The sequence below is a fragment of the Paenibacillus herberti genome (assembly GCF_002233675.1).
GTDB classification, from domain to species: Bacteria; Bacillota; Bacilli; order Paenibacillales; family Paenibacillaceae; genus Paenibacillus_O; species Paenibacillus_O herberti.
In genome coordinates this window covers 1469526-1490134 of the sequence record NZ_NMUQ01000001.1, presented here as the reverse complement: position 1 = coordinate 1490134, position 20609 = coordinate 1469526, and the positions used below count along the sequence as shown (strand labels likewise).

The 20609-nt window shown below is 44.5% G+C and carries 19 protein-coding genes; 7 read left to right on the top strand and 12 right to left on the bottom strand.

Translation table 11 applies throughout. The features are described from left to right. Nucleotides 1-34 precede the first annotated feature (34 nt). Nucleotides 35-445: a hypothetical protein gene (locus CGZ75_RS25105; protein WP_176444706.1), complete on the top strand. Its 411-nt coding sequence runs from the start codon at nucleotides 35-37 to the stop codon at nucleotides 443-445. Here CGZ75_RS25105 and CGZ75_RS06865 read toward each other — a convergent pair. Further along, nucleotides 398-1225, bottom strand: a complete 828-nt coding sequence (locus CGZ75_RS06865; RefSeq protein WP_089523477.1) for a LysM peptidoglycan-binding domain-containing protein — start codon at nucleotides 1223-1225, stop codon at nucleotides 398-400. The two genes, CGZ75_RS25105 and CGZ75_RS06865, sit on opposite strands and share 48 nt — an antisense overlap. Before the next feature lie 342 nt (nucleotides 1226-1567). On the opposite strand from CGZ75_RS06865, the gene CGZ75_RS06860 reads away from it, so the two are divergent. Next, nucleotides 1568-2698: an RNA-guided endonuclease InsQ/TnpB family protein gene (locus tag CGZ75_RS06860; RefSeq protein ID WP_089523476.1), complete on the top strand. Its 1131-nt coding sequence runs from the start codon at nucleotides 1568-1570 to the stop codon at nucleotides 2696-2698. 636 nt (nucleotides 2699-3334) lie between these two features. Here the strand turns inward: CGZ75_RS06860 and CGZ75_RS06855 are convergent. Further along, a complete protein-coding gene (locus CGZ75_RS06855; RefSeq protein ID WP_245850732.1) occupies nucleotides 3335-3676 on the bottom strand; it encodes a hypothetical protein in 342 nt (113 codons plus the stop codon). 323 nt (nucleotides 3677-3999) lie between these two features. Here CGZ75_RS06855 and CGZ75_RS06850 point away from each other — a divergent pair, with 323 nt between their 5' ends. The 3 genes from CGZ75_RS06850 (at nucleotide 4000) to CGZ75_RS06840 (ending at nucleotide 5987) form a co-directional block, all read left to right on the top strand. Continuing rightward, complete coding sequence (locus CGZ75_RS06850; RefSeq protein ID WP_245850731.1) at nucleotides 4000-4152, top strand: MerR family DNA-binding transcriptional regulator; 153 nt, start codon at nucleotides 4000-4002, stop codon at nucleotides 4150-4152. Next, entirely contained in the window at nucleotides 4149-4664 is a 516-nt protein-coding gene (locus tag CGZ75_RS06845; RefSeq protein ID WP_089523475.1) for a GNAT family N-acetyltransferase, read from the top strand. The genes CGZ75_RS06850 and CGZ75_RS06845 overlap by 4 nt, the downstream gene beginning before the upstream one ends. Nucleotides 4665-5114: 450 nt before the next feature. Further along, the gene (locus CGZ75_RS06840) at nucleotides 5115-5987 is read left to right on the top strand and encodes an AraC family transcriptional regulator (protein WP_089523474.1); all 873 of its coding nucleotides are present in this window, start codon (nucleotides 5115-5117) and stop codon (nucleotides 5985-5987) included. Nucleotides 5988-6029: 42 nt separating this feature from the next. Here the strand turns inward: CGZ75_RS06840 and CGZ75_RS06835 are convergent, their stop codons facing one another. Beyond that, nucleotides 6030-8675, bottom strand: a complete 2646-nt coding sequence (locus CGZ75_RS06835) for a GH116 family glycosyl hydrolase (RefSeq protein ID WP_089523473.1) — start codon at nucleotides 8673-8675, stop codon at nucleotides 6030-6032. 337 nt (nucleotides 8676-9012) lie between these two features. After that, on the bottom strand, nucleotides 9013-10707 hold the full coding sequence (locus CGZ75_RS06830; protein WP_089523472.1) for a CocE/NonD family hydrolase: 1695 nt from the start codon (nucleotides 10705-10707) through the stop codon (nucleotides 9013-9015). Nucleotides 10708-11021: 314 nt separating this feature from the next. Here CGZ75_RS06830 and CGZ75_RS06825 point away from each other — a divergent pair, with 314 nt between their 5' ends. Beyond that, nucleotides 11022-11639, top strand: a complete 618-nt coding sequence (locus CGZ75_RS06825) for a TetR/AcrR family transcriptional regulator (RefSeq protein WP_089523471.1) — start codon at nucleotides 11022-11024, stop codon at nucleotides 11637-11639. Between the two features lie 197 nt (nucleotides 11640-11836). Here CGZ75_RS06825 and CGZ75_RS06820 read toward each other — a convergent pair whose 3' ends face one another. From CGZ75_RS06820 to panD, 6 genes are all read right to left on the bottom strand, one after another. Next, the gene (locus tag CGZ75_RS06820; RefSeq protein ID WP_089523470.1) at nucleotides 11837-12466 is read right to left on the bottom strand and encodes an HAD family hydrolase; all 630 of its coding nucleotides are present in this window, start codon (nucleotides 12464-12466) and stop codon (nucleotides 11837-11839) included. Nucleotides 12467-12828: 362 nt separating this feature from the next. Then, nucleotides 12829-13221, bottom strand: a complete 393-nt coding sequence (locus CGZ75_RS06810; RefSeq protein ID WP_141136682.1) for a VOC family protein — start codon at nucleotides 13219-13221, stop codon at nucleotides 12829-12831. Between the two features lie 97 nt (nucleotides 13222-13318). After that, nucleotides 13319-13570 carry a DUF2812 domain-containing protein gene (locus CGZ75_RS06805; protein ID WP_245850730.1) on the bottom strand — a complete coding sequence of 84 codons (252 nt, stop codon included), beginning with the start codon at nucleotides 13568-13570 and terminating at the stop codon, nucleotides 13319-13321. After that, nucleotides 13567-13896 carry a PadR family transcriptional regulator gene (locus CGZ75_RS06800; protein ID WP_141136742.1) on the bottom strand — a complete coding sequence of 110 codons (330 nt, stop codon included), beginning with the start codon at nucleotides 13894-13896 and terminating at the stop codon, nucleotides 13567-13569. The genes CGZ75_RS06805 and CGZ75_RS06800 overlap by 4 nt, the downstream gene beginning before the upstream one ends. A 165-nt stretch (nucleotides 13897-14061) precedes the next feature. Next, a complete protein-coding gene (locus CGZ75_RS06795) occupies nucleotides 14062-14799 on the bottom strand; it encodes a YheC/YheD family protein (protein WP_089523469.1) in 738 nt (245 codons plus the stop codon). A gap of 25 nt (nucleotides 14800-14824) precedes the next feature. Next, on the bottom strand, nucleotides 14825-15235 hold the full coding sequence (gene panD, locus CGZ75_RS06790; protein ID WP_089523468.1) for an aspartate 1-decarboxylase: 411 nt from the start codon (nucleotides 15233-15235) through the stop codon (nucleotides 14825-14827). Nucleotides 15236-15355: 120 nt separating this feature from the next. On the opposite strand from panD, the gene CGZ75_RS06785 reads away from it, so the two are divergent. Then, on the top strand, nucleotides 15356-16585 hold the full coding sequence (locus CGZ75_RS06785; RefSeq protein WP_342745652.1) for a threonine synthase: 1230 nt from the start codon (nucleotides 15356-15358) through the stop codon (nucleotides 16583-16585). A gap of 90 nt (nucleotides 16586-16675) precedes the next feature. Here the strand turns inward: CGZ75_RS06785 and CGZ75_RS06780 are convergent, their stop codons facing one another. Beyond that, the gene (locus tag CGZ75_RS06780; protein WP_176444705.1) at nucleotides 16676-18547 is read right to left on the bottom strand and encodes a beta/gamma crystallin-related protein; all 1872 of its coding nucleotides are present in this window, start codon (nucleotides 18545-18547) and stop codon (nucleotides 16676-16678) included. A gap of 40 nt (nucleotides 18548-18587) precedes the next feature. Next, nucleotides 18588-20309 carry an extracellular solute-binding protein gene (locus tag CGZ75_RS06775; protein ID WP_089523465.1) on the bottom strand — a complete coding sequence of 574 codons (1722 nt, stop codon included), beginning with the start codon at nucleotides 20307-20309 and terminating at the stop codon, nucleotides 18588-18590. Nucleotides 20310-20609: the final 300 nt, after the last annotated feature.

Here is a 20609-nt window from a genome sequence, read left to right as displayed (position 1 = left end):
ATCAAGATAATGAGAACAGAGTGAGGTATGGAATATGGGCAAAACTAGTGGCGCATCAAAAATATTCACCGAATACGAAATGAAACAACTGGAATTAAACCGAAACGTTCAGCACGTAACGGACAAAGCCATTACATACGCTCCGGCATTTAAGTTGGCTCGTGCAAGGGGAATTGTTGGGATAACGCCTCCATGGAGTCTTTCTTTGGTCATAACTTTGCCAATTGGTATTTCCGTAATGAAAGTTAAGATACTTATCACCTCGTTCCAAATCATTCTGCGGCAGGACCTGATCACGCATCGACGGCTGGATCGTATGGGAGTTCTTGTGCAAACAGCCTTGACCGTTAACCGGTCAAGGCTGTTTGCAAATCGTTATGCGATAGAGCAAGCCCACCTATTTAGCAGGCTTGGCCGGGATGGTGATCGAAACTCCCGCTTTTAGACCGGCATCCGCATCTAGCCCATTTTTCTTAGCTATGTGGCCCGCATGCTTGCCAGTGCCATAAAAGCGGATCGAGATGCGATAGAATGTGTCTCCGGGAAGGACGAGATAAGTCGCCGGAAGCTTGACCTTGGAATAGTCGATCTCCTTCGTGCCGTTCGTCGATAAGCTTTTCTTGCCTTCTGAGGATGGCTTCGACGATCTCGGAGGCAGCGTCAGCTTGTCACCTGGCTTCATGTCGTTCACGAAAACAATGCCGTTCTTCTCTGCGATCAGCGAGACGTAGTCCTTAGAGCCGTATTGCGCGACCGAGATTGATGTTAACGTATCGCCTTCCTTAACGATATAGGTGCCTCCGGATCTGGAAGCAGTTGATTTCGCCGAAGGCTTCGCTGGAACCTCGGTCGGCTCCGGTTTCTCTGTCGGTTGTGCCGGAGCCTTGTTTGGCGTTGCTGTTGGAGACGGATTGGGCTCTTCATAGGCGCCTTCGTCCGGCTCGGGGGAAGGCGCCGGATCCACGCTTGGAGACGAGGATGGAAGCGGCAACTCCGATACTGCCTGCAACTCCGTGCCGGTCGGGACGGGCGAGGGCGAGGCCGAAGGCAAGCTGGAGGCGAGCTCCTGGTTGTCCTTGTCGAAGGGATACATGACAAAAAAGAGAGCGAACAGCACGACGGCCAGTCCTGCGGCCGCCAGTACCCCGTTGATGACGGTCGTATTTTCCTTCTTTTTCCGCTCCGATCGGGAGCGGAAGCCGGTTTCATGCATGTCGGACGGCATAGGGACCTCCTTGCGAGAAATTGCGTTCAGATAGAACCAGTTTACCCCAGATTGAAGACGTCGTAGATAAGATGGGCAAAAATCAGGTCCTTTGGACTAGACTGTTCAAACACTACATGCTACTCGCACGTTATTTAATAGGTAATTAGAAATGGAATGAGAAGGACGTAGCCTAAGCGAAGGCACGGAGGTGAATTCAACACTTTTAGTGTCAGGATTCTCCCGTCCTCTATAGGCGGGGGATGAATGACATGCTTGTAGGATAAGCTCAGCTTCCTTTGACTGTTCGCCTATTTTATCACCCATTTCGTGCTAAAATAGGAATGAAGGAGGTGAAGAAAATTGCTGATAACAACGAAGATTAAGCTCATTTTGGAGCAAGAACATCATGAAAAATTGCTAGAAACCATGAAACGATATAACGCTGCTTGCACCTTTATCAGTCAGTTCGCTTTTGAGCAGTCCGAATATAACCGCATCAAACTACAAAAGCTCGTTTACTATGACGTTCGCGATAAATTCCAGTTATCGTCTCAGATGACCATTCTAGCTGTACGCAAAGTAGCGGATGCTTATCGTGCGGATAAGGCTAAAAAGAAAAAGGAATACAAGAAGCCCAAAGGCAAGAAAAACGTGGAGAAAACGATTTCGTTTCGTGAAACCGGTGCAATGAGCTATGACGCGAGAACGTTATCGTTTACTGGACTAGAGCTTGCTTCGATCTTAACGCTGGATGGACGCATTAAGGTGCCGATGGGGATCAGCCCATATCATCAGGGTGTTATGCAGGGCAGGAATATCCGAGGACAAGCCGACCTTGTTTGGCATGATGGTGTTTTTTATTTGTTACTTGTAGTTGAGCTTCCAGACAACGAGCCCTACGAGCCAATTGACGCCATAGGGGTCGATCTGGGCATAAAGAATATTGCTGCCGATAGCATGGGAGAATCCCACTCCGGCGATACGGTTAATGCGGTAAGGTATCGGAATGCCAAACTTCGTGCGAAGCTCCAAGCAAAAGGAACAAAGTCCGCTAAACGTCTACTTGCTCGCCGCAGACGCAAAGAAGCCCGTTTCTCCAGGGACGTGAATCACTGCATATCCAAGCATATGGTTGAGAAAGCCAAAAGGCACCGTTCGCTGCTTGCACTAGAAGACTTAACAGGCATTCGTGAACGGATAACGGTTCGTAAGGCTCAGCGTCGAAACCAGCATGCTTGGGCATTTGCACAGCTTCGCTCGTATATCGAATACAAATCCTTGATTGCAGGCGTGCCAGTCGTTCTCGTTGATCCACGCAACACAAGCCGAGAATGTCCACAGTGCGGGCACATTGCCAAAGAGAACCGCAAAACGAGAGATTGGTTCCGTTGTCAGGCTTGCGAGTACGCTGCTCCTGCCGACAATGTTGCTGCTCTGAATATTCGGAGCAGGGCACTCGTCAGCGTGCCGAACGTAGGAGTCGCTATCTAAGGACTACTTACAAGCACCCACCTCTAAGCGTAGCGAAGGTGGTGTGTAGTTGACCACTTATGTGTTAATATATAAAGTAACAATCTCCTAAAACGAATAATTTGAGAGTAGAAAGATCAAAAAGGAAGAATTGGAAACCAGATCGAAAGTTCTATAGGGGTAGTAAGCTGCGACCAAACTATTATGCTCGGATAATTGGAAGAGCATAATAAACAACAAGAATCCTTTATGAACTGTTTCTAGAACAGAATTGGGATTTTGACACACTAGTCCCGCAATGAAGAAGTTTAATTGTGGGACTAGTGTCAAAAAATCTAATGATAGCGTTGAGTCATCATTGAAGATGAGGATGCAATTGTGACATTGGACAACAATAAAAGCACTGCAAATTCAAAAGCCCCCTTTTATTTTAACCATACATATTCACAAAACTCGTATTTTATACATATGTCTGTGATTGTGGAAAACCCCTTATGTATCAATGGTTTTTATATAGTGTCATACATTATATATGTCTTTTTCAGATATCAAAATTATAAGTTCCAAGGTTTCGCTCTCCTTTCGCGCTCCGGCTCTGCTCCGCCGAGATCTTCCGATGAACGAAAAAGCAGCTGATAGCTGCGGCCATTTTTCCTCCTATGATTCACTTATTATGATATTTATGTTGGACTGAATGTCCGCTTGCAGGAATGCCTTTGCTTCTTCATTTCCTGTCAACTGCAGAAAAATAGGCTCTTCTGTATGGCGCGCAATGACCGTAAATGTTAAGAATGGACAGCATTTTCGCTCCATGCTTACCCATTCATTGATAAGCTGCAGCGTTTCCGCATCTCCAGGAAATTGATATTGATATCCGTTTTCAAGCTCGGAAATGCTGATCCTTCTTGTTTCAAGCCCTCCCCAGATACTTTTGTACTCTACGCGTTGTTCCCTTGTAAATACAGTATGACAGCATGCCACCGGTATATCTTGTTCCATATCTCTTATGCTCCTTTCGTCTTGCAAGAGTTGCAACCACATCCTGTTGACATACAAGTGGATCCATTTGTTTTTCGTCTATGATAAATCATGATGGTAACTACGATGAATATAAGCGCGACACCAGCAATAACAAACGGATTCAAAAAGAAGGAGGATATCCCTATAACAGCTAGACCTCCAATAAGCGGCAGCGCGCAGCATAAAGCGCATGCCCCTAATATTCCAAGACCGGCAAGCCAACTGCCCTTTTTCATTTACATCACCTTCCAAGAAAGTTATAATGCAATTCATAAAACATAAAGCTAACTTTAAGTCAAGAGGTGATTGTTATAGCTGGATTGAGTATTGGTCAGCTCGCGGCAAAGGCAGAGATTAATGCCTCGACGCTGCGTTATTATGAATCCGTTGGGCTCCTTCCTCCTCCTGAACGCAAAAATGGTCAACGCCGATATAGAAAGGTGGGAGATTTTTGATAGAAACAAAACGTCTTATAATTAGAGAAATGGTGCAGTCCGATTATGATGCATTGTGCGGAATATTGTGTGATGAGGAAGTAATGCGTGCTGCTTATGAAAGTGCATTCAACTTAGAAGAAGCACAAAATTGGCTTAACAGACATCTTAAAAGATATGATGAGTATGGTTTTGGACTTTGGGCTGTTGTATTAAAAGAAACAAACGAAATGATTGGTCAATGTGGCTTGACAATGCAAGGCTGGAGAGAAAAAGAAATTTTGGAAATAGGATTTTTGTTTCAAAAAGCGTATTGGCACAAAGGTTACGCAACAGAAGCGGCAATTGCTTGCAAGGAATACGCTTTCTCAGTTCTTAATGCAAATAGGGTTTATTCTATTATTAGGGATACAAATATAGCCTCTCAAAAAGTTGCTGTTCGAAACGGTATGAATATTATTGATAAAGATACTAAGAATTTTAGGAATATAGATATGGAATTTTTTCTGTATTCTGTAGAGCGAACAAAATGAGCATAATACAAATTAAAAAACAATTGATAATGTAATATGCCTTTAAATTTTGCTGGAGAACTTATCTATGTTCGTTTTGTTCCAAATGTGGTTCTACGTGACGAATTTAGTCAGGTGAGTTCTAAATAAACAAAGGAGCCCCAACTTGTGTGGAGGCTCCTTCGCGTTTCATTGAAATTTCTCGAACTCATTTTTTAGCCAAATCTGATTCTGCTGAGCAACATATTGTTTATCAGATGCTCCACCAGTTCGGCCTTTGTGGACTGCATATAACGCTGTCTAACACGTTCTAGGTCACGGTTAATCTGATTGCTCAATTTTTTGCATTACTTTACTCTCGGGTAGCAGAATAAGTATTTGATTGAGTGCTGAGTTTAGTTCAACTCTCATCTTAAAATTATTACTGTAGTTAAGACTAATTTATATGTATAAATAATTGGAGGTTTCCCGATGAATTACTCATTCACTTCCCGCAAAACAGATGACAGAAGCAATGTCGATCTGGCCTTATACGAATGCGGTGCAGAGCAGTACCGCCCTAACTATCATGTTGGGCCGGCTGCAAGAGATTATTATCTGATCCATTACATCGATAGCGGCAAAGGGAAGTTTATAACGAAGAACCGAACCTACGAAGTGAGCAAAGGAGACGGTTTTGTTATTTATCCAGGAGAAGCCGTATACTACGGAGTTGAGGAAGACGACCCGTGGCATTGCTACTGGGTAGGCTTCCATGGGCTGAATACTATACAATATCTAGAGCATTGCGGCTTGAACGATGAGAATCGCTTGTTTCATTTCGATGATGACGGCCTTCTAATCGATAATATGTCAGCTATCATTCAATCATCCAGCAATTATTCCGTACCGTATATTAAAAGCTTAGGATTATTGTATATTTTCTTTTCTCTATTAACAGAGCAATACAATAAAAATAATAAAAATAGCACGAATTTAAGCAAAGAAAATATACATGTGCTGCAAGCTGTGCAATATATTCAGCATCAATATATGCACGATTTTAAAATATCCGAGCTTGCCGACCGCTTGGGGTTTAATCGCAGCTATTTTTGTTCTATTTTTAAAAAGCATATGAAGGTTTCTCCCAAGCAATACTTAATGAATATTAGAATCTCTCGAGCCTGTGAGCTGATGAAACACTCCGATCTGAATATTTCTGAGATTGCCCGCTCCACTGGCTTCAACGATCCGTTATATTTCTCCAAAATTTTTAAAAAACTAAGATTTCATTCTCCGCAAGTATATAAAAGTCAGGAGCTATGGAAGCAAGAAGACAACTCCCTAGTAGACAAAACAAGGTAATACCCTTTGAAAGCGGTAATACCTTGTTTTTACAATGATTATTTATTGAGCTTCCCGGAACGCGACTAATTTCATATCGGGTTTAAGCGAGATGATTCCATCAAATTTTATGATTGTGCGGTCTGCATTTTCAATAAATTTGAAACTCAAATTCTCGCCATTGACCTGTATTTGTTCAATTGACTTGATATTCAGAACGAGTGTTTGAAAGCTTATTTCGCCGACCGTACACTGGAGCTCAAAAGTATCCGACTTCTTAATGAAGCGGCCATACCCGGAAGGCGCAAACCAAGGAGCTTGAATGCTCTCCACCGGAGGAACAAACGTAACCGTGCTTTTTGGAACATCCAATTTAAAGCCCGAAGCAGATAATAGAATCGACCATCCCGCCATGGCCCGGTAGTAATGATCGCCGCATTCTTCATGATTAAATATTCTTCCCGCATGAATATACCTTTGATCCACGTTATGGGATAACTCAATCGCCTCATTAACATGTCCATACTCCATTAATGCCGATACAAAAGCGAACTCAATACCAGACCAATTGGCCTCTGCCTGAACATTGCGATGGGTATATAACGTTGGTTTGGCATGCTTCGGGTATACCGCATTGATGAGTCCCGTCTCCGTGTGGTAATTATGATTAAATACAGCTTTCAGCGCTTTTTGTGTCAGCTCTTCCGGGATGAAATTGCCTAATCCGATCAGCTGCGCAAACCACTGTCCATCAATTTGATCCGCCATGCAGCACTCATCTCTTACTTCGCCATCCACCCACAAGCTAAAATACTCGTCATTCCATAACTTCTGTTCAAAATTCTTTTTGCCAATTTCCAGCATGTTCTGCCATTTGATTTTAAGCTGCTCTTCTCCAAGGTCTTCTGCCAAGCGGGAGGCCGCAAGCAAAGCCGCCAACCACAAGCTGCTTATATAAGACGGCGTTCCTTTGAATTGCCACGCATCATACGTATTGCTTGCGGTCTCCGTATCCGGCAAACAATCTCCGTCCTGGTCTATTTTTTCAATGCTGTCCATAGCCAGTACGATGGAATCCCAAAGCCTTCTCACATAGTCGATATTGCCGGTCCAAAGATAATCGCGGCAAACGAGCAAGACGTATTGCGGATTCATGTCCACGCGATCAAACCCGTTATCTACGGAACAAAAATCGGGAGTAAAGAAATGATGCACTCTTCCGTCTTCTCTTTGAAACTTTGCCCCTAGCTCCATCTGCCCTAGCTGCAGATCCGGAAATAACGCCAACAGATTAAACGATCCCTGATACGTAATATCCATCGTATGAAATCCGCAGCTTCCATAACCTTCCCAAATGGAAAAATCCCCTTGTTTAGACCACCAAGAGCTTTTAATTACGGTATTTAATTGATTCGTCCAATTGTTCACGAAAGAAGGATGAGTGTCAGAAGCGACTACCTCGTTCGCGAACCTTTTCACCTTATTTAAAATATCGTTCGAATTGGCGCTCAGATAGTCATTCACTTCTTTGGCATCCTTGAACCAATTCGTATACATATGCCCAACAAAGCCGCCTTGATCGCTAAAGTGATTCGGGAAATACCAAGAAACGATAAACTGAATATCCTTTTTCTCTCCCGGTTTTAACGTAACACTGGAACAAAGCGCGGCATCTCCCCAAGCCTCATGCCCTTCGGCATCTTTAAGGATGCTATTCATTTGTTCTCTGATGACGCGTATAAATTTTATTTTCCCGGCTCTATCCGCCAACAGCGCTTGATCGATCTCAAGAATGCGTTGATATGGAGGATTTGAGCTAGCTATTTCAAGAATTTGTGACATCAGCTCGTTAATCTGCAGATCGTTTAATTGCTGCAGCTCGTCATCGGTTATCTGGGCGATATGTCCAGGAAAGGTCTCCGTCCCTAAGTTCGGCAGCCTGCCCGTCTCTCTAAAGTCAAACAGATACGATTGCTCCGTAACGCCAAATTCGCCCTCTAACACAAAATTAGCAAAGTAGCTGGAGAAATCACCTTGAATATAACTGTTATCTCCACCGCCGACGGAAAAGCTAATACTCCCGTTTTGTTGGTGAGAGTCGTTCGAATCGCTGCTCATTGTAACGGAAACACGATCATCGCTTTTGTGAAGGCGATTTTTCAGCTCCCGGTTACTCAACCCTCTATTAATCGGGTTTTTCAGTTTTCCGAGCAGGGATACTTCGACATTCTCGTCGCTGGTGTTTTCAATCGAAAAAGTCGCATAGAACCCTGGAGTTCCGCTTACACGAGAATCTAAAGGTACAAAAGGAGAAGTGAACTCCGAACGAATTTTAACGGGAAGACTTTCATCCAAGTAATTAAGCTCACTGATTGGAAAAGACGCCTCATAGTGTATTTCTTTGACTTCTTTGTGCCAGGAATACATCATCGACCGAAACTCTCCGCCATCCAAGTCATGGGACAGTTTTCTGAATTTCGGCATATCCGTTCCTTGTTTGGTGCGGATATAAAAAGGCATTACATTTGTATCGTAATCGTACAGGTTTTCCAGCTTGTATTTTTTAGCTTCTCGCGATGCCCATTGCCCCAGGTTAAAAATATGCCAATCCTTCAGCACGCCATTTTGATTGATTTCTACCGTCCCTGAACCAATCCCACCTAGAGCCATTCCATTTCGCTGCATTTTCTTGTTTATAATCGTTTCCATGATTTCGCTGATCCCTCCTGTTGATCAAATTATAGTCCTGATGAACGTGAAGGGATTATACACAAAATTTGCAGAAATATGGACAAATGTTAGTTTTTTGAACACAAGATAGGACTACTAATCTCAACCAAAAATAGCTGTTTGGTATTGTAGGACCATTTATAAAATTAGATTCAGCCTTTTCAGTTAAAGTTATTATGGGTAAAAGTGGTGTCAAACTAATATTGGATTAACAACTCCACAAGCTCTCATTGCATTATAAGATTAGGTCCAAAATGTTTTCCAATGGAAACATTTTGGACCTAAGAACCCCCCCTACATTTTTACGAAAATAATACTAAATTTGCTTGGGAATCACCGGTACCAAGAGGAATGAATCATACTTCCCACCTGTATAAATCGAATGAGTTCCTTTGTTCACTGTAGCAGTGTGCCCATACCCCCTTGACCCACCTACTGAGTTTTCTGCGTTAATTATTTCACTGCCTTTTATAATCAGCACCAAACTTTCTCCACTATTTAAGAGAATGCTTGAAGGCAATATCTCAATTTCTACCGGCACAATCTCACCTTTAGTAAGCTTCAATAATCTCTTGTGCTTCAGTACCGGTTGATAAGAAGTAGATCTCTCCGTATCCAGCTCTCTATGGGAAACCCTTAGCCATCCATTGGATACCTGACCGTCTTCAATATGGTTAAAATCAGGTAGATACACTTCATTGCCACGTTTGTCATACTTCTTAATGCCGACAAAAATATCCATATCATCCGTGTCACCTGCGGAAACCCAGAGTTTGAGCTTCATAATTCCGGTCAGCTCGATGTTCTCGTCAGTTGTAAAAGTAAACTTTAAATCATTGTTTTCTGTCTGACCAGGCTCGGCATTATAGGTAAGTTTGATTTCTTTCTGAACAGGGTTCTGCTGCAGGGAAGTCGCTTCACCATTCAGATGAAGTTCAGTATATTGAGTACTAGCTATCGGCCATTCATTCGCACTGCTAATATGTCCCTTATAGAATTTCTCTCGGACCTCATAACGTACCCGAGGCGTATCCATCCAATCATTCTCAATGCCTTTCAGGAAATAATCGAAGAACTCCTTCTGTAATTCCAGCGATTCACGCAGATAGTAGGTTTCCCACTCCTTGCGGCCGTGGACTAGCAGCCACTTGTCTTTGGATGAAGCCTGTTTAAAACCTTCAAAGGTACCGCGGGAATGCAAGCCATGAGTTGACCAGCTGGCGCATACCAACATTGGTACATTAATATCGGACAAGTTGACCTGTCTTTCTTCCCAATACTCATCAAGTAACGGATGCTCTTTCTGCGCCTCAACCATACCTTCTACTTTATTATTTGGCCATCGGCCTTTCAATAAATCCTCGAAAGATGATGTGAACACTGTTTCCGGTATTCCGCCGTGAAAGTACCATTCCCGGTAAAGATCAGATGTGCCTTCCCATGGGATGATCGCTTTCAGATGAGGAGGATTCGTAGCGGCCACCTGCCACTGAGTCATGGCCAGATACGACACGCCGTTTAATCCCACATTTCCGTCGCACCATTCCTGAACGCCGGCCCATTCGATGACGTCATGATAATCTTGCGTTTCCTGTTTCGTCCAAGGATACAGTTCACCCTCCGAATTTGAACTCCCCCGTGCTGCGATTTTTACCATTACATAGTCGTTTGGCACCCAAAAACCGGGATCAGGTGACTCAAAGGGTGTATAAAGTGATGTGACGATACTACCTAACGTCGGCCAGACTTGACGAAAAATATCATAGGGAGGCAAGCCATCTTTATTATATGGATCCATACTCATTACTGCTGGAAACTTTCCAGGTTTATCAGGACGGAATACATTGACGTATAGCGTGATTCCATCCCGCATTTTGATGGGAACATCCTTTTCCATTATCATCTCTTGATTTCCATAATGCGCAGTAGTCATAACTATATTGTTCAAACCTGATTTAGTGTCATTGGGATGTGTTGGTTTCAGATCAGGGCGTCCCATAAATTTGTTCATTTTAAATTACTTCCTTTCATTTAGAAATGGATTGTCAGATCCATTAGATTCATTAGCTTAGCTTAAAACAGTATCTCCAAATTTGAGTGAAAATTGGCTTATTTAATGTCTAATTTAGCTTAGCGTAAAATTTTTATTAAAATGTTGGCTGTACCCCTCCTCAATATTTAGTTATAATAATGAACAACCTGTTGTTTATTACACTTCAAATTATAAAATTGGAATAGGTTCGGTACAATAATTAAAAATGGAACATGTGTTGGTTACGGAACATCTTTAATCATTGTGTTGGGTAAAATAAAGGAGGAATTGGCATGCGCAATATTAATCCTGATTTACGTGTCATTCGGACCAAAGAATCTATTCGACACGCACTAGTAGAATTAATAAATGAAAAAGGTTTAGAAGCAATTACGGTTAAAGACATAACAACTATGGCGAAAATAAATAGAGGCACATTTTATGCACACTATCAAGACAAATATGATTTAATGATTAAATGTGAAGAGGATATTATGATAGATATGTCCAAAATTACAAAACAAAACTACCCTAGTGTTATTGCCGCACTTGAAACTGACTCCCAGAATTTGGCGCCATTTTCGTTTGCAGTTTCATTATTTGAATATTTAAATATAAATAGTGGATTTATGAAAGCGGTGTTAGGTCCAAAAGGGGATTTATCATTTCAAACAAGACTGAAACAATTTATGTGGGAAACACTTTATGGAAATAATCCAAACGCATTTCTAAAGGAAGAAAATTTCCTTGTGCCAGGACAATATTTAGCTGCATATATGGGAACTGCTATAATAGGTGTAATCCAACAATGGTTGGAAAGCGGCAGGAAAGAATCTCCTCAAGAAATGGCCCGTATCTTAACGAACTTAACGGTTAATGGTCCCTACTTTGCTGCTGGTTTAAAAAAATAATCTTAAACATGACTATTTGCTCCGCGATGAAGATGTATGTGTGAGCTAGTACTCATGCTGCTCAACGGCTTTGATATCTGCTATTATGAACTTTCAGGCTTTTTTTTGGCTCATAGCATATTGACACAATATCACCATCAATTATGAATCAATCATGACCCCATTCGATTTATTGACACACGCTGGCAAATGCTCACTCAGGTTACATTCAGAATAATGTCCTTTAGTTCAATTAGAGTCTTAATTCGATAGCTGGCCTGTGTGAAGTCATGTGTTTTTGTGAAGTCGTTATGGACAATAGCACAGTCGATACCAGCCGCAACGGCTGAGTGTAACCCTCTGTTTGAATCCTCTACAACCAGCGTCTCTTCTTTGGTAGCTCCGAAGCGCTTTAGGCCGGTCAAATATGGTTCCGGGTGCGGTTTGGTGCGCTCGTAGTCTTCGCGAACAAGGACGAATTCCATGAATTGTTTAATCTGGCGCTTTTCATGAATAAGTTGAAAATCAGCACGTTTTGCAGTCATCACGATGGCCATGCGGACGTACTTTGACAGTTCGACTAGAGTTTCAACTACGCCTTCAATCTCTATGGCTTCTGTTCTTAAATATTCCTGATAATAGACGTTGCGGACCTCACGCTGCTTGCTGATGGTCTGTGCCGCCCTAGCTTGGGTCCAAGTGCCCAATGACTGGGTCATGTCGCGGAGGTATTGATCTTTATCCAGGGTAAATCCAATGTCAGCCAGAGCACGTTCTCCCGCTTTGTAATAACAGAATTCAGTATCAACCAGAACACCATCATGATCGAAGAGTATGTACTTTTTCATTGTTTCGTTCTCCTTTGTAGCTGCGGCAACCATAAGTTTCTTGTTCTTGCGAGTTCTAATCTCGTCCTACTTTCGACTTCGCGAGCAACTTTTCGTTTTATTAATTCGTGAATTAAATTAAACCTTCCTGCCCATCAGCTAGTCATATAAAGAAATGTGGCTAGGCGATCAGTTGGTCCCCATGCTCCTGATGTTATGTAATTTTGGCTCCACCTATATCGAAAGTTTTCCCGATGAATTATCGCACACCAATTAATAGCATGTCTGCTGATGATATTGGAACTTTAAGAGGTAACCTCTTAGCCTTTCGGCAGTTTCCTCCCCTCCCGCATCAGACGAATACGGCGCGGGATCTAATTCGTCTAACCAATGATCCGGGTGACGAGCTCAGGTTTCCACTGCACATACTCGACAAGACTACCGTCAGGATGCCGAATATTGTTGAACGCACCGGTTTCGCACTCCGTGTATGGCACCACCATAGTTGCGCCCACACTGATTAGTTGCTCTGTGATCCTGCGGAGATCGGTGACGACCACTGGTCCAGTGGCTTTTCGAGCCCAATTAAGGGCGTCGTCCTCACCGGCGATAACAAGGAAGTCGCCAATAGCAGCTTGTTCCACCTCCAGCGAGCCTATCTGCAGATCGGAAGGGTCGCCGATGATCGTGGAAAGCATCTTTGGGTCATCAGACCAGAAGCGCAGATCAGCGGGTCGGCCGACTAGCATTTCAAGAGTGGGCAGTGCATCATCCATGGAACGAACAGTCGCGCATAAGTCTTCAGAATCATCCGGCCATCAGTCTTCACATTCTCTGCAACTTCCTTGGTCGGGAACTTAGGATCATCTTAGGTTACCAGTTACCACTCTGCAAAAGCTTAACCCATCCACCTTCTAATAAAGATTTAGACAGCGAATTGGTCTGATTTTTATCGAACCCGATCCTATATGTTCTTTTTCTAGACTCGCCTTGCTGAAAATAAAATTTCCGTGTTCCTCGGTTTATTTTCACTAATTCATGACCCTTTTCTGCCATTGATGAGAGCCACTCTTCGGTTTTCTGCACATCGTAGCTCCAGAATGGCTTAAATACTTTTGTAATCATAAAAACCCCTCCCCGTACTTCAGTGCATTCTGGTACAGCTCTTTAAGTCTATCGATCTCAGCAGTAATTAATTTTTGTCCAATTTCTGTCACTCCGTATACCGTTTTTCTTTCCTCGTCGGCAAATACGGTTATAATCCCGTCTTTCTGCATTTTTGTTAAAGTTCCGTATACAGTGCCTGAACCTAATCGAATCCGTGAATTGGATATTTCCTTCACGTGTTTAACAATTCCATATCCGTGACGCGGTTCAGCTAAGGAAAGGAGGATATAAAATGCCGTTTCTGACATGGGTATATACTTTTTCATCACTTTTTCAATGTCCAGTATATCCACCTCACTTGTCTTTGTATCAATCAACTATGTCCTATCTCTATATATCACGTCGTGACTATATCACAGCGTGACATAATATTCAACAGTAACTAAAAAAGACCTGTCGGCACCCATCTCCTCAGGTCGTTAGTCGCGTTGTCGTTCCAATCTCTAAGCTTATCCTTTCCATCCATCTTTATAGGTTGCAGCGATCTGCTTGATTTTATGATACGTCTTACGGTCGCGAAGTTTGGCGAATAACGCATGCGACGGATAATCTAAATTCACCTCAATAATCCAAATATTCCCTTTTTTATCTATGCCAAAATCAATTCCAATCTGCCTTGAATATTTATAACGGTCGGCGCGTTGGCAAATTCGGTAGCTAAGCTCCCGTAGCTGTGCCTCTTTTTTGGCGATGCCCTGCTGCCCGGCGCTGCTCAGCGCAGCAGAAACCGTCTCCACATAACCCCCTCCGCGCCTGACGTTTGTGATGATGCTATTTTGTCCCGCGACTTTGGCCAGCATCCCGACATAAGTCCATTTGCCGTGATGGCGCATCATCATGACTCGAATGTCAAACGGTCTCCCTTTCGTACGCGCGAGTGGAATGGCTTTCTGAACAACGAATCTTGGTTTGCTCTGGATTCCCAACTTCTGGTGCAAAGCATCCGTGGTCGGTAGAACGGCGGCAGGTTTGCCCCGGACTTTGACATACGTGTACGTCCCCTGCTCTGTCTTCCAAGCCTTTATGATTCCTATCCCTTGATGCTCGTCATTCGGTTTAATATAGACAGCCTTATAATTCTTTAGAAAGCGTTTAAGCGACGCGCTGTTATACTCGACTGTCGGGGGCATATGACGACGAATAACGTCGTCTCCGGAAAAAAATCGGTGAAGCTGCCATTTTCCCATGTGCGCCTGCCTTTCTCCCGCAAGGTTACTCTGAGTGATGCTCGAGATTCCGGTCCTGGCGCTGAATCGTCAGATCCAGCTCTTCAACGTTCTCGATCCGATTGGTTCCGTCTACATAGACCACCTGAGGACGCAAATGGATAAGCTCCTCTTCGTTGAACAGTCCCATACTGAGCACGATAATCAGATCTCCAGGTTCGAATAATAGGGCAGGTGGGCCGTTCAAACAGACCTTGCCGGAGCCTTCGGGGGCAGCAATGGCGTAGGTGATCCAACGCGTAGCATTGCGCAGACTCGTGATTTGGACGATTTCCTGCGGCTCAATATTCGCTGCTTTCATTAGCAGCGAGTCGAGTGTGATGCTGCCGACGTAGTCCAATCTTGCCTCGGTGACGGTAGCTCGATGAATTTTGCCTTTGCACATGTTGCGAAGCATGTGAAGTGCGCCTCCTTCAAAATAACATCCAATCATTATATGGGTTTTCGTTAATTAGGTTTGGGCTTTATGTCTGAACTAGGCATCTGCAGTTGCATTCTCTCCCGTTTGGCGTAGCTTATGGTAGGGACATTTGTGATAGAAGAATCTACCATGCTCAACAAGGAGATAAAAATGAACAAGTGTTGGTTAAGATGTGTAAAATGTTCGCGACAATCGGAATTTCAATTAGAAGGCCGATGCGCTCAATGCGGGGGAACGCTGCTCGTAGACTATGACTTGGAAAAGGTCCGTTCGACGTTTACTAGGAACAGTCTGTCCCAGCGCAAGCTCTCATCGCTCTGGCGATATCACGAATTACTGCCAGTCAGGCATTTAGATTCAGCTGTATCGCTCGGCGAAGGAGGAACGCCTCTGATTCGTCTGCAAGGGTTGGGATCGACACCAGACAAGAAACAAATCTGGATTAAAAGGGAGGAACAAAATCCGACCGGCAGCTTCAAAGCGAGAGGGTTTTCGGTATCCGTCTCTCTCTTAGCCGAGAGAGGCATCACCAAAGTTGCCGTTCCATCGAATGGCAACGCTGCCTCCGCGTTAGCGGCTTACGCCGCTCGTGCGGGTATTGAAGCGCATGTTTTCTTACCAAGCGACTGCCCGCCGTTGATCGTGGAAGAATGCAAGCTATATGGCGCGCATGCCACGCTTGTGGACGGCATGATTCACGATGCGGGAAAAGTGATTGAAGATCGGAAAACGGAGCAAGGCTGGTTCAATGTTGGAACGTTACGCGAGACAGGCCGTGTTGAAGGCAAAAAAACGATGGGCATAGAACTCGCCGAGCAGCTTGGCTGGCGGTTGCCAGATATCATCGTCTATCCGACCGGAGGCGGCTCCGGAATTATTGGAATGTGGAAAGCCTTTCACGAATTGATCGCGCTTGGCATGGTAGAGGGAGAATTGCCTCGTTTTATTAGCGTTCAAGAGGAAGGCTGCCAACCGCTTGTTGATGCCATGGCGGATGCTGCAGGCGCGTCAAAAGCTATCAAATGCGAGATCGACCATTCGGTAAGCCCGACGGGTTTACGAGTTCCTTTGCCTCCGAATCTGGATCTTGTCGTTTCTATACTGAAAGAATCGAGAGGAACTGCGATTTCCGTCAGCAAGGACGAAATAAAATCAGCACAGCTAACCTTGGGCAAGCAGGGTATCTCTTCCTCACCGGAAGGTGCCGCCACGCTTGCAGGCTGGTTGAAATTGCAGCATACAACCGATGTCGACTCTGCAGCGACGGTGGTGCTTTTTAATACGTCGCATGCAATGAAGTATTATCCTGTTGGCGTATCGAATTAGTTTCACGATCTAGATGAAAGCCCAAAAAGACCTGGCAGCGCTTAGCCCCCGCCCCAGGTCTCCACTGTAAATAGACATGATAAATCCTGTTTAAGTCGGCAGAACCTTGATTGAGCTGGCCTTGTCATTCCACCCCCCTAAGCTTGGATTGCTGGAAGTATAAGTAATAGAATTCCCTTGATAGTTCTCGTTTTCATAAACGACCGCTTTGTAAGGTCCGACAGTTCTGACTGAAGAAACCTGATCATTCCCAAGTATTGATCCTCCCATATCGGACACATCGGAAGTCAGGCGCATAAACTTCCCCTCATAATTGGAGTGCTGATACACGAACACCCCGTTTTCATTTGTGGTTGGGATGACTTTAATGGAGCTGATTCGATCGCCCCATCCTCCGAGGCTGGCAGAACCATTGACATTGTATTGATAGGAATTGCCTTGATAATTGACATCGTCGTACACCTCAACCCGGTAGTTACCGACGATTTGAATGGACGAGGCCGAATCGTTGCCGACATTCGTTAAGCTCATTCTAGGCTCATCGCCGGTTAAGCGAACTCTTTTACCAGTAAAATTATCATGCTCATACACATACACGCCGTCATCCTGACCTGCTCTGTCAACCCGTGCCGATGTTGCGGTGTTGTCTTGACCGAGCGTGCTCAGATCAGCAATGCTGGATGTAAGAAGCGTTTTTGTTCCCGTAAACCCGGAGTTCGTAAACAGCTCCACTTTATAAGGCCCGACGATTTTAATCGAGCTTGCTGTGTCGTTGCCTAGAACAAAATCAGTCAGGTTATCGACATCTCCAAGCAGACGGTTTACTTTACCTTGGTAGTTTGGATGTTCGTACACATAGACACCGTACTCAGTGCCGCTTGCATCCTTTTCCTTCATGTTAAGCCGTTTAATGACGTTTACAATATCGGTATAATTGAAAAAGTCCGTCTGGATGACATTAACACCCTTGCTCGGCCAATCGCTTTGCAGACCGTTCATGACAATGGCATTGGCAGAAGCAGCTACGCTGGCGACGGAAGTGCCGATTGCCGGAGTGACCATATTTTGCAGAATGTGCAGTTTATCAGGATGCTGTGCGGCCACATTTACTTCTGCTTCAATGTCGCCCCTCAAGCTCCCCGCGTTGTCCCGGTTCATCCAGACGGAACGCATATCGAGGCTTCGATTCCAAATATACGGCTCGTTTTTAAATTGACTTGGAACCGGTCCTGACGCTTTTGTTGTTGCTCCCGACCAGTAATTATGAGAACCGTAATAAATGAGAACCCGCTTATTCTCTGCCCACATCTGACCCAGCGTGGTGTCCACACCATAGGATTGCGGCAGCAGCATATCGCCAAGATAGTACATGAGCCGGTTTTTCAGATGTGTGTAGCTGACGTCGCTCATGACATGAAAAAGCTGAAAATCAAGAATGACAATTTCTTTCGGGTTGGCATCGAGGAAGCTTTTGGTGGATGCCAAAATCTCTTCCATGCCTTCGCCATAAAGGCCGTGCATCGTACGGAGCGTTGTCTCCTGGTTACGGAAAGTAAGGCCGTCGAACCATTGGTTCGGACCAGGCCGCAGATCGATATATCGGATGCCAGCATTCAACTGCTCCGCGACATTAAAGTCTTGAGTTCTGCCTTGTGCTTTGGCAACATCCGTAGGAATAACATATTGATATATTTGTGTCGTGTTGATCAAATCGGGTGACAATGCATTGTCGAAGCCAGGGTCGTCAAAAACACCGGTGCCGGAATCATGCGACCCGGGAAGAATGACATCGCGGAGCTTGGTGTTAGCAAAGTTTGGATTTATTTGGTTTACCTGTTCCATCCAATTTCTGTTTGTAGAGGAATTGAAGTCTGCGCTTGCCGGAGTAGGAGGGATAACCGTCACACTTGCAGACAACATTAACAGCGTTAAACCTAATATCCACCCTTGCTTTTTACGCATGCAGACACGGCTCCTTTGGGTAAATCTGTTTTTTTGTTTGTTAACGAGATGGTTTGAACTTAATTTTCGTTTTTTCATCGCTGTTCTTTTGCTCAAGCAGCTTGAGGTAATCGTCAAGTCCGGCTGCCTGCATCTGTTTCAAAGCACTATCGATAATTTTTTGCGCCTCTGCTGCGCTGTTGCTGTAGTAGGCTTTAACCAGACTATCCTTGTATTTTGTAAATGCTGCAGTCAGATCCGTTCCCGTCGTGAACTCGTTCAGGAACGATTTGGGCGTATAGGCGTCAACTACCGTCGCCTTGGCTCTTTTTTCATCCCACTTCCAATATTCGATAGCTTTTAGGCCAAGCTCGCTGTCCTTCTTCAGCCTGTCACCGTATTCCATCTCGCCAAAGTCTTCCATATCGGCTTTATCCGTTTGGCCGAGCAAGCCGCCCCAGAAGTTTCCGACTCCAGCAAATCCGAGCTTTTTCGCCTCGGCGGCATTGGAAGCTTTTAGGTCTAACACCTCTTGTTTGACGAGTGGGTTACCCTTCTCATCCAGCGTATAATCCCGTCCTTCAATACCGTATTTCCAGAGCAGCTTGCCTTCGCGGCTCGCCAGGAAATCGGCGAATTTAACGATCTCTTCCGGATTTTTCGTCGTGGAAGGGACGGCCCAAGCGGCATAACCGCTCTTGAAGTCAACTTGCATTTGATATGGATTGCCCTCGACATCATTAAACGGCCCGAGTGGCAGGTAGTGCAGATCTTGATTAAAGTCGAGATAGTTGTTCATATCTCCGATAATGCCCCACGTCTGGTTTAAAGCTCCTTCTTCAGCACGGGCTTGATCTATCGTGTAAAACTCGGGATGCATCAGCTTTTCTTTCAGCAACTTTTGCATGAACTCTACTTTTTTCATTACGACAGGAGTCTGGGCTTCATGCAGAATCTTGCCGTCCTTGCCTTGATAGATCCACTGATCGGTATCTCCCCATTGCAAGTCGCTGAACATTTGGCCAACTTCCTTACCGCCCCAGTAGCTAGGACCGATCGGAACGACCGGATTACCGGTGGTATCTTTAAAGTTTCCGGCTTTGATTTTTTTCGCCAGTTCGTACAGTTGCTCCGACGTGTTGATTGAGCTTGGATCGATTTTCAGAGCTTCTGCGATATCCTTGCGGATATAAGGACCTCCGACATATTTGCGGGTTGTATAACCGCCTTCGCGGTTAACATCCATATGCACGATGTACGATCCTCCGTTAAATTCGGGACGGAACATAACGCCATACTTCGTATCATTAGACAGGAATCCGTCCGATAAATAGTTGCTGTACACTTTTGTATCTTTAAGTAGCGGTGTCAAATCGGTAAACATGCCCTCGCGTGCCGCTTTAAGCAAAACAGGCATTTCCTGGCGGCCACTGTTGTTCAGATAAAAGGCGATGAAGTCTGGCAGGTTGCCCGATGCGATCCCGGCGGTAAGCCCTTCAATAGCTTTGTTCGCTTTCATAACTTCCACTTCGTAGTCGATTCCAGTCATCTCTTTAATTTTTGCAACTATTTCCGGGTTCATTTCGGAGGTTTGATCATCAGAATCCATAAAGATAAGTCCCTTAATTTTCCGATCCGCAATCCAAGTAGCCGGTTTATCGGCCGGCTTCGCAGACGGTTCTCCGCTAGCGGCCGGCTTTTCGTTGCCGGCGTTGGAGCATCCAGCTAGCAGAGAGGCCACCACTAATGGTACTGCAACCAGCCTCACCCATTTTTTTCTCATTCTTTTACCCCTTTTCCCAAATTAATTTATGAAGACGCTGATTGCGCTTTCACCAATGGTCATAGCTTGCAACTAATCTGGTATCGATTTCATATTGAGGCAGTGCCGATCCAGATAGGCTTCGACTGCGCACCTTACATGTCTATAAAACAATCGCATCTCTTATTCCTGCTTCTTGTATTAAGAAAAGTAAGTAATGAAATTTTCATAAAGCGGCAATGCAAAAAAACCAAGGAGTTAAGCAGCCTGTTGCCGCTCTGTTCCTTGGGTAATTAGCTATTCAGAAGATTACAGCTGCAA